This window comes from Streptomyces sp. NPDC016851, assembly GCF_055562795.1.
In genome coordinates, this window is the sequence record NZ_JBVHEP010000030.1 from 61816 (window position 1) to 72429 (window position 10614).

Genomic DNA, 10614 nt, shown 5'->3' on the forward strand with positions numbered 1-10614 from the left:
TCGCAGGCGTCGCCCGCGGCGTACCAGGAGGAACTGCTGGACGCCGCCGTGCCGGCGACTGTTGTCGCTGATGCCGCGCTCGTACCGCTGATCGCCGGCCCCGCCCCGTACCGCTGCCCACTTCCCCGGCCGTAGCCGGACGCCTGCCAACCCAGATCGGCCCAGGCACGCCGCCAGGCCCGACGTACGAGCCAGGTACACAGAACAGTCATCGCCAGCATGACAACGGCCACCACGATCAAAGCAGTCACGGTCACTTTCCCCCTTCACCGGGACAGGCGCACCGGTTGCCCGGACCATGCCCCCCGCCCTGGCGACTTCAATCTCCCCTTGAGCAAGCCAAGAGGTTCCGCAGCGCCGACGCGACGGTGTCGGCCATCGCGCGGCGCGCCGCGATCTCGCCGAGTTCCGCCTCCACCCACAGGCCCTGGGCATGCGCCCAGCGCGCCGCCGCGCGCGTGGCGCCGACGTTCTCGGCGTGCGGCAGCGCGGACGCGTCGAGCATGACGGATCCGAAGCCGCAGTCCTCCGCGCGGCGCAGCAGCGCTTCGTCGGTGACGTGGTCGAGGTGCAGGGCCACGGGGACGTTGGCCGCCTCGGCGAGTGCGGCGGCGGCACGGGCCATCGGGGCGAGCCGGCCGCCGTGGAACCGCACGGCGTTCTCGCTGATCTGGCAGATGACCGGGCGGCCCGCGGCTTCCGCCCCGGTGACCACGGCCTCGGCGTGCTCCAGGGTGATCACGTTGAACGCGCCGACGGCACGTCCGTCGCGGCACGCGGCGCTCACCACGTCGGCGGTGGGAGTCAGCGACACGGACGGCCTCCTGTGGCGGTGTGGGAGGGACGCGACTGCCGCAGCCGCAGCCGCAAGGGCAGCAGCAGGCAGCGGGGGGTGTGCGGGGCGTGCAGGGTTTTGCTCGTTTGAGGACCATAAAAACCCAATCAAGCGCTGTGCTTTCATGGAAATGCGCACATGGCTGCGCACATCACCGACAGGGAGTTGTGAGACATGGCGGCACCGCAGGCCCGGTGGAGTGCGCTGCTGGAGATGCTGGCGCGCGACGGACGGATCGAAGTCGAACCGGCTGCCGAGGAGTTGGGTGTCTCCGCTGCGACGATCAGGCGCGACCTCGACGAGCTGGCCCGCCAGCAGATGGTCACCCGCACGCACGGTGGCGCGGTGATCAACGCGATCGCCTACGACCTGCCCCTGCGTTACAAGGCCGCGCGCAAGGCTCCGGAGAAGGAGCGGATCGCGGACGCGGCCGCCGGGCTGGTCAAGGCCGGCGCCGTGGTGGGGCTCAACGGCGGCACCACGACCACCGAGGTGGCGCGGGCACTGGCCACACGGGCCGACCTGAGCTCCGGCGGCGCGGAGACGGCGGTCACCGTGGTGACCAACGCCCTGAACATCGCCAACGAGCTGGTCGTACGGCGCCATGTGAAGCTCGTGGTGACGGGCGGGGTGGCCAGGCCGGCGTCGTACGAGCTGATCGGGCCGCTGGCCACCGAACTGCTCGCGGAGATCGCACTGGACCAGGTCTTCATCGGGGTGGACGCCATCGACGTGGCCCATGGGGCGACCGCCCACCACGAGGGCGAGGCCAGCATCAACCGGGCGCTGGCCCGCCGCGCGCAGCAAGTCGTCGCGGTCGCCGACTCCTCCAAGCTGGACCGGCGGGCCTTCGCCCGCATCTGCCCGGTGGAGGACATCGACATCCTGATCACCGACAAGGCCGCCTCGGACGAGCTGACCGAGGCGTTCACGGCGGCCGGCGTGGAGGTCATCCGCGCCTGACACCGCACGCAGACGGGCTCCTTCACCGCTCCGGTGCGGCTGCGGCTGACAGGTCCGGCGCCTCGTACACCGGGGAGGCCAGCAGGGACGGCGTCACCTGGACGACGGTCGGCACGGCCACGCCGGGGGGCGCGGCCGCCGCGCAGGACGTCGGGGTCTTCATGACCGCGGCCAACGGCTGGAACGGCGCTCGGGGCATCGCCACGTTCGACGGATACACGGTGGCCTGATCTCCGTGAGCGCGACGAGGACCGGCCGGGCACCTTCCCCTCGGGTTCGGTCGGTCGCGTCGGCGCTGACCGGTGAGTGTCAACTCCCCCCAGTTCTAATTAGGTTAGGCTAAGCTAAGCGGCACTCGCGAGTGCAGTGTGTGCGGTGCGTCATCAGGGGAGGGAACCGCCGTGGGCTTGCCGACCATCGACTCGTACCCGATGCCGGATCGTTCCTGCCTCCCCCGCGCGCACGTCTCCTGGAGGATCGATCCGGCCCGTGCCGCGTTATTGGTCCACGACATGCAGAACCACTTCGTCGGGGCGTTCCCGGCGGGGCGTTCCCCCGTGGTCGAGCTCGTCGACAACATCGTGGCGCTGCGCGAACTCGCCGACGCCCTGGGCCTGCCGGTCGTCTTCAGCGCGGAACCGGCCGGACAGCCGCCGGGCACGCGGGGTCTGGTCGCCGACATGTGGGGTCCGGGCATCGGGGACGAGCCGGATGCCGCCGGGATCATCGCGCCCCTCAGGCCCCGGCCCGGCGAGCATCTGCTGGCCAATGTGCGGCACAACGCCTTCCTGCGCAGCCATCTCGGCAGACTGCTGCGCTCCAAGGGCCGGGACCAGCTGATCATCTGCGGGGTGCACGCACATCTCGGTGTCCTGCTGACGGCGGCGGACGCCTTCATGAACGACATCCAGCCGTTCGTCGTCGCCGACGCGGTGGCCGACATCTCCGCCGAGGAACACTCCCTGGCCCTTCGCTGGTCCGCGCGCAGCGGTGTGGTCTGTACGACCGACTCCCTGCTGCGCGGTCTGCTCCTCCACAAGGAGCGGCTGAACGCGTGACGACGCTCTCCCCCGTCCGCCCGAAGTCCCGGGCCTGCCATGAATGGAGTGGCTCCGTGAGCGTGACCCGAACCGACCAGGTCGCGACCTGCTTCCCCGAGGACCTCCGACCGCCACAGGAGCTCAGGGGCAGCACGGTCGTCGTCAAGTACGGCGGCCACGCCATGGTGGACCCGGGCCTCCAGCGGGCGTTCGCCCACGACGTCGTGGAGTTGTGGCGCGCGGGCCTGCGCCCGGTCGTCGTGCACGGCGGGGGACCGCAGATCAGCGCGATGCTCGACCGCCTCGGCCTGGAGAGCCGTTTCGAGGCGGGCCTCAGGGTCACCACCCCGGAGACCATGGACGTGGTGCGCATGGTGCTGACCGGCCGGGTCCAGCGGGAGCTGGTCGGCCACATCAACGCCCATGGCCCCCTGGCCGTGGGCATGACGGGCGAGGACGCGCACACCATGACGGCCGTACGGCGGCCGGCCTGGGTGGACGGCCGGGCGGTGGACATCGGCCTGGTCGGCGACGTCGTCGACGTGAACCCGCGCGCGGTGCGCACGCTCCTGGAGCAGGGGCACATCCCCGTGGTCTCCCCCGTGGCCCGCGGTGAGGACGCGGAGGTCTACAACGTGAACGCCGATCTGGCGGCGTCGGCGCTGGCCGTGGCGCTCGGCGCCGCCCGCCTGGTGGTGCTCACCGACGTGGCGGGACTGTACGCCGACTGGCCGCACAGCACCGAGGTGATCGAGCGGCTGACAGCCGCGGAACTGGCCGCGCTGCTGCCGGGGCTGGCGGCCGGGATGCTGCCGAAGATGGAGGGCTGTCTGCGGGCCGTGCGCGGCGGCGTGGACAGGGCGCACGTGTGCGACGGCCGTGTACCGCACGCACTGCTGAGGGGCGTACTGGGCAAGAGCGGCTCCGGCACCGAGGTCGTGCCGGAGCACGGCTCCGACATCCCGTGCGCCGAAGCGAGTTGCGCCTGAGGATCCGACGCCGTCACAGGGTTCGCGCGAGGACGCGCGCGTTGCGGCGCGGGTCCAGGGACGTCACCCAGGCCGCAGGCGCGAGGCGCACGCCGGCCGGGGCGAACCCGTGCCGCAGGAAGAGACTGCCGCCGCCGACCGTCGCGGTGAACAAGGAGTCCACCGGCAGGGCACGCGCCCTGGCCAGCATGACGTGCAGCAGCCGGCCTCCCAGTCCGCTGCCCTGCCGGTGCCGGGCCACACAGAAGTTGTAGAGAACGCCCGCGGGACCGCGACTCCCCTCCGCGTCGGCCGCGTGGACGCGCAGGGCCAGGGAGCCCTCCAAGGCGCCGTCGGGTCCCTCGGCCACGAGGAAGTCGGCCGCGTGGGCAGCATAGAGGGAGACGGGTCGCCGGCGTAACGCCCCTGAGGACACGAAGGGTTGGGACAGAGCGGCGAGTGCGGTGGCGTCCTCCGGGCGGGCGGGGCGTACGACGGAGATCGCTGCGACAGGAGTATGCGGCAACCGCGGTGCGGTGCGCGGCGTAGCCGTGTTCAAGGCTTGCCTTCCCCGCTTTCGAGTCCACCGTCGCGTCGGTCACGGCCGTCGACGTACGTCGCCACCACCTCGATGTCGCCGATGCGGGAGGTGTCGACGTTCCGCGGGTCGTCGCCGAGCACGACCAGGTCGGCGCGCTTGCCCGGGGAGAGGCTGCCGGCGCTGTCCTCCCAGTGGCAGGCGTAGGCCCCGGCCACGGTGTAGGCGCGCAGCGCCTCCTCGACGGTGACGCCCTCCTCCGGACCGATCACCTGGCCGGACGCGGAGGCGCGCTCGACCATGAACTGGACGGCGCGCAGCGGGGATCCGTCGGTGACGGGCCGGTCGGAGCTGCCGACGAGGGTGATGCCGTGGTCCAGGAACGCCTTGCCCCGGTACAACCACGGTGCCCGCTCCTCGCCCATGATCGCCGCGTAGTCGTCGCCGAAGTAGCGCAGGAAGTTGGGCTGGACGACCGCGCTCACGCCGAGCCGCGCCATGCGCGACAGCTGGTCGGGGCGGATGAGGCCCGCGTGTTCGACGCGGTGGCGGACTCCGTGGCGTGGCCGGAGGCGCTGGGCCCGCTCCAGGGCGTCGAGGGCGACGTCGGCGGCGCGGTCGCCGATGGCGTGCACGGCGAGCTGCCAGCCGGCGAGGTGGCCGGCCACGATCGTCTCGGTGAGCGTCTCCGGGTCGTCCTGCAACTGGCCCGCGTGGTCCAGCCCTTCGTACGAGCTGCTCAGCGCGGCGGTGCGGGCCATCATGCCGCCGTCGGTGTAGATCTTCAGGGCGCCGACGGAGAGCCAGTCGTCGCCGAAGCCCGTGCGCAGGCCGAGGTCGAGGGCCCTCGGGATGCCGTCGGCCTCGTGCGCGGCGACGGGCCGCAGCCGGTCCGCGGCGACCATGAGCTGCACCCTTAGCGGCAACAGGCCCTTTTCGCGGGCGAGTTGGTAGGCGCCGAGTTCGACGGGGCTGTGCCCGAAGAGGGCGCCGCCGATGCCTGCCTCGGCGCAGGCGGTGACGCCTTCGGCGACGCAGGTCCGGGCGGCGCGTCCGATGGCCTCGGCGAGTTCCTCCTGGGAGTACGGCAGACGCAGGGCGCGGGCGGCACCCATCGCGCCCTCGGCGAGGAAGCCGTTCTCGTGGGGGACACCGGCGGGGAGCCGGTCCAGGACCGCGGTGTTGACGACGCAGCCGTGTCCGGAGTCGTGCAGCACGAACACCTTGCGCCCGTGGCTCACCCGGTCGAGTTCGGCGGCGGTCAGATGGCGGCCCAGGGCCCGCTGGTCGTAGCCGGCGATGCTGACCCAGGCGTCGGGCGAGGCCGTACGGCGGACGGCCTCCGCCACGACGGCGAGCACGTCGTCGATCCGCGTGCGGCCCGCGATGCTCGGCGTGTTCTGCTTGAAGCCGGTCCAGGCCAGATGCACATGGGCGTCGATGAACCCGGGCAGCACGGTGGCGCCCTGAAGGTCGATCACCTCCCGCGCGGGCAGCGAGGACACGGCCTCGTCCAGGCCGACGATCCGGCCCCGCCAGATGCCCAGGTCATGGGCGACGGGGTGGGCCGGGTCCATGGTGACGAAGCGGGCGTTCGTCAGTCTGGTGCAGAGCATCGGGCGTCAGGCGTCCACGGACTCGGCGAGGGAACGGGGGCGCAGGTCCGTCCAGTTGGCCTCGACGTACTCCAGACAGGCGTCCCGGGTGTTCTCCTCGAAGGCGATGGTCCACCCCCCGGGCACGTCCGCGAAGGACGGCCAGAGCGAGTGCTGGCCCTCGTCGTTCACGAGGACGAGGAAACGGCCGTCGGCATCGTCGAAGGGGTTGGTGCTCATGTGCCGTACCTCCTGGAACATTAGGTTAGGCTCGCCTAATCGCAAGTGAGCTTAGCCTTCTCCCTTTTCGCTCCACAAGGAGACATCCATGAGGTTGGTGGGGGACGACACGTTCGCCGCGTTCGGACTGCCCGGCGCACCCGGGACCGACGCGTTCTGGGCGGCCGCGCGGTCACCCGCGTCGATACCCGGCGGCGACGGCTGGACCACCCTCTTCCTGTGGCGTGGGGCCGGTGCGGCGACCATCGACTTCGAGAGCTGGTCCGAGCCGGTGCCGCTGGCCCGGTTCGGTGACACGGACTGCTGGTACGCCGAGGTGCGCATGCCCGCGCGGCTGCGGGTGACGTATCAGTTCCGCGTGGGCGAGGAGGCGTACGCCGATCCGTTCAACCCGGTCGGGGCCGGCGGTGACCGGTCCATCGCCGCGACACCGGACGCGCCGGCCCAGCCGCACTGGCCCGCCGTCGGCGCGGACGGTGTGCTGCCCCTCCCCCGTACCCGGATCCGCTGGGCCGGCGAACGGCTGGGCGGGCGGCGGACCGTGCGGGTGCATCCTGCGGGCGGTGGCGGGCCGGTGGTCCTGCTGCTCGACGGGGACGACTGGCTGTATCTGCACCCGGCCATGACCGCGTTCGACTCGGCGGTCGCCAGTGGGGAGATGCCGCCGGTCACGCTCGTCTTCCTGCCGGCCAAGGACAGGGGGGCGGAGTTCGCGTGCCGGCCCGAGCTGTGGGAGGCGGTCCGGGACGAACTGCTGCCGCTGGTGGCGGAGTCGGGGGTGACCGCCGAGATCAACCGGCTGGTCGTCGCCGGGCAGAGCCTCGGCGGGCTGAGCGCGCTGTACGCGGCGCTGGAATTCCCGGACCTGGTGACCCGCGTCGCCTGTCAGTCGGGGTCGTTCTGGTGGACACCCGACGCCCTGGGCCTGGCCGACCCCTTGGGCGGGCCGGTCGGGGGCACCATCGCCGCGCGCCTGCGGGAGCGCCCGGACCTGTCCGGCCTGCGGGTCGCGTTCGACGTGGGAGAACACGAGACGCGGATGCTGCCCCACTGCGAACTGACCGAGACCCTGGCAGAACGGGCCGGCGCCACCGTACGGGTCTCCCGGTCGCCGTCGGGCCACGACCGGGCGGGCTGGCGTCACGCCCTGCTCAGGGATGTCGCCTGGGCACTCGCTTGAGGCGTGCCGACCGGCGAGCAGGTTGCGCCGGGTCCGGCGGTACGGCCCGCTGCCCCACGGTCCTCGTCACCCCCGCTGGGGCGGGATCAGCGCTGACGCGGGGGCCAGTTCCCGGCCGCCGTCCTGGCCGTCGGGGAACGCCGCGTCGTGCCCCGGCGGGTCGTCCCGTATCAGGTTCTCGGGGATGAGGACGGCCGCGGTGGCGCCGCCGCTGTCCGAGGGGCGCAGTTCGACTCTCAGGCCCTGCCGGGCGGCGATGCGGTTGACCACGAAGAGGCCGATCTGCTTGGCGTCGAGCAGGTCGATGTTCTCGGACTGGATCTTGCGGTTGGCCTCGGCCATCGCCTCCTCGTCCATGCCGAAGCCGCTGTCCTCGATCTCGATGAGGAGGCCGTCGCGCAGCCGCGCGGCCCGCAGCCGGACCTGGGTACTGGGCGGTGAGAACGAGGCCGCGTTCTCGACGAGTTCGGCGAGCAGGTGGATGACGTCGGCGACGGAGCCGCCGTTGACGGAGACGCGCGGTACGGGCCAGAGCTGGATCCGGCCCGGCTGCTCGATCTCCGCGACGGCGGCCCGCAGGACGTCCGCCAGCGGGATGGGGTCGCGCCACCCGCGTCCGGGTGCGATGCCGGACAGGATGAGCAGGCTCTCGGAGTGGCGGCGCATCCGGGTGGCGAGGTAGTCGACCTGGTACAGCTCCTGCACCTCGGCCGGGTCGCGCGGGCGCTGCTCCAGTTGGTGGAGCAGGTCGAGCTGGCGGTGCAGCAGCACCTGGCCGCGGCGGGCGATGCTGACGTACGCCCCGGAGATGCCGCTGCGCAGCTCGGCGCGCTCGGAGGCGGCCTTGAGCGCCGCCCGCTGCACGGCGGTGAGTGCGGTGCCCACCTGGGCGAGTTCGTCGCCGACGAGGCGGCGCATCGGGGCCTCGGCGTCGATGTCCACGCCGTGCCCGGCGTGCAGTCTGCGCATGGCCTGCGGCAACCGGCGCCCGGCGACCTCCAGGGCGGAGTTGCGCAGGTCGAGCAGTTCGACGATGAGGCCGCGGCCGACGCCCACGGACACCAGCAGCGACAGCAGCACACCCATAAGACCGAGGATGACGGCGATGCCCGAGGCGCCCAGCGTGTCCCAGCCGAACGGGTTCGCCTTGGCCGTGGCGCCCGTGCCGGCGTTCGACTCGGCCTCGGCGAGGTCCTTCAGCACGGCGTCGGCGTCCGTGTCCCAGTCCTTCAGGAAGCCCGCGGAGACGGCCGGGGCGCCGGGTCCGGCGCCGCGTACCCGGTCCTCACCCGCCGCGAGCCCGTCGTAACTGTGGTCGGCCAGCACCGCGTTGTACACGGCCCGGTGCGCCGGCTTCAGGTCGGCGACGGCGGGCTTCAGCAGCGCCCGCTGGGTGGCGACGGCCCCGACGAACAGTGTGTACTGCTCCGTGGTGAGCTTTCCCGCCCCGCTCCCCGCGGCGAGGAGGGACTGTTCCTGGGCCACCGCCTCGCGGGCGCGGGCGAGTTCCAGGACGACCCGAGCCTCGGACGCGGCGTGAGTGCCGTTCTCCCCCGTGAGCGCGCCGGTGACGGCGAAGGCGTCCTCGATGATGGCCGAGTACCCCGTGAAGGCCGTCTGAGCGGTGCCCTTCGCGTCGGTCTTCGCGCGCAGCTCCGTGAGTCCGCGCGCGTCGGCTTCCAGACGGTCGATGCGGGCGGGCAGGCCCGCGTCGAGGAGCTCGGCGTCCGCCGCGGCGGCGTCGGCGCCGCGCCGGACCGCGGCGGCGGCCTCGTCGGTGGCCTTCCGTGCCTCCTCGACCGTGTCGGAACCGGACGGGTCCGGCGCGGCCGCGTTGCGGGTGACGGCGGTCCGCTCGGCCTGCAACGCGGTGACGAACTCGTCGAGGGGGGCGAGCAGTTCGGCGTTGACGTCCTTGACCCGCTGGGTGTCGCCGATGCTGGAGGCCGTCGTCACCGCGGCGAAGCCCCACAGGGCCATGAGGGACACGATGGGCAGCATGAGCAGGGCGACGATCTTGGCCCGGACCGATCGGGGGCGCAGCCGTTCCATTGCTCGGGTGACAGGCATGGGCTACCTCTTCGACGGTGGGTGCTGTGCGGCTCTGCGGACGTACGGCTCAGGTCGTGGTCGCAGTGGGGGCGGGGGTGGTGGCGGTCGCGGTGGAGAGCTCGACCTCGCGCAGCAGTTCGGCGGCGACGGACTCGGCGCGCTTGCCGGTCGGGGAGAGCGCGACATACGCGGAGGCGAGGAAGAGGAACGAGCCGAGCACGACGGCGAGCGGGAAGAGGAACTCGGTGGCCGTGGCCCCGGGCAGCTCCGCGCTGCTGGGCGTGAGGCTGACGTCGACGGCGTACATGGCGGTGTAGTGCATGCTGCTGACCGCGAGTCCCATGACGAGCGCGGCGACGGCTGCGAGGGCGGGGCCGCGCACGATGAGGGTGAGGGTGAGCGCGGCGCTCGCGGCGACCACGGCGATCGCGACGGAGGCGAAGACGAGGAACGGGTCGTAGCCGATGCTGCCGTGCAGGTTGAGCGCGTACATGCCGGCGTAGTGCATGGCGGCGACGCCCAGTCCGGTGCCGAGCCCGCCGAGCGCCACCGCCGTGATCCGCGAACGTCCGTACCCGGCGGTGAAGACGCCGGCGCCGACGACGGCGATGGCCATGACGAGGCTGAGCACGGTGAGCGGAACGTCGTAGCGGATGGGGGTGCCCTCGACGCTGAAGCCCATCATCGCGACGAAGTGCATGGTCCAGATGCCGGAGCCGATCGCGAACGAGGCGAGCACCAGCCAGTTCCGTTTCGAGGCGCCGTCGGCGTCCAGGGCCCTGACCGTGCACCGCAGACCGAGCGCCGAGCCGACGCAGGCCATGACGTAGGAGAGGACGGGGGTGACCCATCCGGCGCTGAAGTGGTCCATGTGTCCCACGGGGAAACCCCTCTCGCCCGCCGGGCGGAGAGCTCAGCGCGCACGTAAGTACCGCCGGTAACAGAGACCCGGGGGAACGAGATCGCGCCACTGCTTACCGAAGGTCGGTGAGGATTAAAGTACTGCGGTGTGGGTTACGGACGCGTTTGCACGCAAGCGCTTCACATATCCCTTACGTCGCCTGTACTTTCACCGCCGACCGGCTCGCCCGCGCCGCGCACCACCGAGGCAGCCACCATCTGGAACAGCGGAACGTCAGGGAGCAACAGCGCTCCGTACACCGCGCGTGTGGCCGAAAAGTGTTCGGAGGGCGGTCACGGAGA

The 10614-nt window shown here is 72.1% G+C and carries 10 protein-coding genes and 1 pseudogene; 4 read left to right on the plus strand and 7 right to left on the minus strand.

Translation table 11 applies throughout. The annotated features are described in order from the left end of the window. Window positions 1-373 precede the first annotated feature (373 nt). A pseudogene (locus tag ACZ3I3_RS35375) lies at window positions 374-814 on the minus strand (class II fructose-bisphosphate aldolase); the annotation flags it as partial. A 195-nt stretch (window positions 815-1009) separates the two neighbouring features. On the opposite strand from ACZ3I3_RS35375, the gene ACZ3I3_RS35380 reads away from it, so the two are divergent. Further along, window positions 1010-1798: a DeoR/GlpR family DNA-binding transcription regulator gene (locus ACZ3I3_RS35380; RefSeq protein WP_467371842.1), complete on the plus strand. Its 789-nt coding sequence runs from the start codon at window positions 1010-1012 to the stop codon at window positions 1796-1798. Between the two features lie 22 nt (window positions 1799-1820). Here the strand turns inward: ACZ3I3_RS35380 and ACZ3I3_RS35385 are convergent, their stop codons facing one another. Next, a complete protein-coding gene (locus ACZ3I3_RS35385) occupies window positions 1821-2003 on the minus strand; it encodes a hypothetical protein (protein WP_467371844.1) in 183 nt (60 codons plus the stop codon). 196 nt (window positions 2004-2199) lie between these two features. Here ACZ3I3_RS35385 and ACZ3I3_RS35390 point away from each other — a divergent pair, with 196 nt between their 5' ends. Both ACZ3I3_RS35390 and argB read left to right on the plus strand, forming a co-directional pair. Continuing rightward, window positions 2200-2856, plus strand: coding sequence for an isochorismatase family protein (locus ACZ3I3_RS35390; RefSeq protein ID WP_467371846.1), 657 nt, complete (start codon window positions 2200-2202; stop codon window positions 2854-2856). Window positions 2857-2918: 62 nt separating this feature from the next. Beyond that, window positions 2919-3827 carry an acetylglutamate kinase gene (argB, locus tag ACZ3I3_RS35395; protein WP_467371902.1) on the plus strand — a complete coding sequence of 303 codons (909 nt, stop codon included), beginning with the start codon at window positions 2919-2921 and terminating at the stop codon, window positions 3825-3827. A gap of 13 nt (window positions 3828-3840) precedes the next feature. Here the strand turns inward: argB and ACZ3I3_RS35400 are convergent, their stop codons facing one another. The 3 genes from ACZ3I3_RS35400 to ACZ3I3_RS35410 all read right to left on the minus strand — a co-directional run bounded on the left by ACZ3I3_RS35400 (window position 3841) and on the right by ACZ3I3_RS35410 (window position 6179). Further along, window positions 3841-4176: a GNAT family N-acetyltransferase gene (locus ACZ3I3_RS35400; protein WP_467371848.1), complete on the minus strand. Its 336-nt coding sequence runs from the start codon at window positions 4174-4176 to the stop codon at window positions 3841-3843. Window positions 4177-4361: 185 nt separating this feature from the next. Then, window positions 4362-5960: an amidohydrolase gene (locus ACZ3I3_RS35405; protein ID WP_467371850.1), complete on the minus strand. Its 1599-nt coding sequence runs from the start codon at window positions 5958-5960 to the stop codon at window positions 4362-4364. A 6-nt stretch (window positions 5961-5966) separates the two neighbouring features. Further along, complete coding sequence (locus ACZ3I3_RS35410; RefSeq protein WP_467371852.1) at window positions 5967-6179, minus strand: MbtH family protein; 213 nt, start codon at window positions 6177-6179, stop codon at window positions 5967-5969. 88 nt (window positions 6180-6267) lie between these two features. On the opposite strand from ACZ3I3_RS35410, the gene ACZ3I3_RS35415 reads away from it, so the two are divergent. After that, window positions 6268-7359, plus strand: a complete 1092-nt coding sequence (locus ACZ3I3_RS35415) for an alpha/beta hydrolase-fold protein (RefSeq protein WP_467371855.1) — start codon at window positions 6268-6270, stop codon at window positions 7357-7359. A 66-nt stretch (window positions 7360-7425) separates the two neighbouring features. On the opposite strand, the gene ACZ3I3_RS35420 is transcribed toward ACZ3I3_RS35415, so the two are convergent. Then, window positions 7426-9429, minus strand: coding sequence for a sensor histidine kinase (locus ACZ3I3_RS35420; protein WP_467371857.1), 2004 nt, complete (start codon window positions 9427-9429; stop codon window positions 7426-7428). Between the two features lie 49 nt (window positions 9430-9478). Next, window positions 9479-10291: an MHYT domain-containing protein gene (locus tag ACZ3I3_RS35425; RefSeq protein WP_467371859.1), complete on the minus strand. Its 813-nt coding sequence runs from the start codon at window positions 10289-10291 to the stop codon at window positions 9479-9481. Window positions 10292-10614 lie beyond the last annotated feature (323 nt).

Coding starts and splice junctions, on each gene's coding strand:
- ACZ3I3_RS35380 (WP_467371842.1), top strand. CDS start 1,010: ATGGCGGCACCGCAGGCCCGGTGGAGTGCGCTGCTGGAGATGCTGGCG.
- ACZ3I3_RS35405 (WP_467371850.1), bottom strand. CDS start 5,960: ATGCTCTGCACCAGACTGACGAACGCCCGCTTCGTCACCATGGACCCG.
- ACZ3I3_RS35410 (WP_467371852.1), bottom strand. CDS start 6,179: ATGAGCACCAACCCCTTCGACGATGCCGACGGCCGTTTCCTCGTCCTC.
- ACZ3I3_RS35415 (WP_467371855.1), top strand. CDS start 6,268: ATGAGGTTGGTGGGGGACGACACGTTCGCCGCGTTCGGACTGCCCGGC.
- ACZ3I3_RS35420 (WP_467371857.1), bottom strand. CDS start 9,429: ATGCCTGTCACCCGAGCAATGGAACGGCTGCGCCCCCGATCGGTCCGG.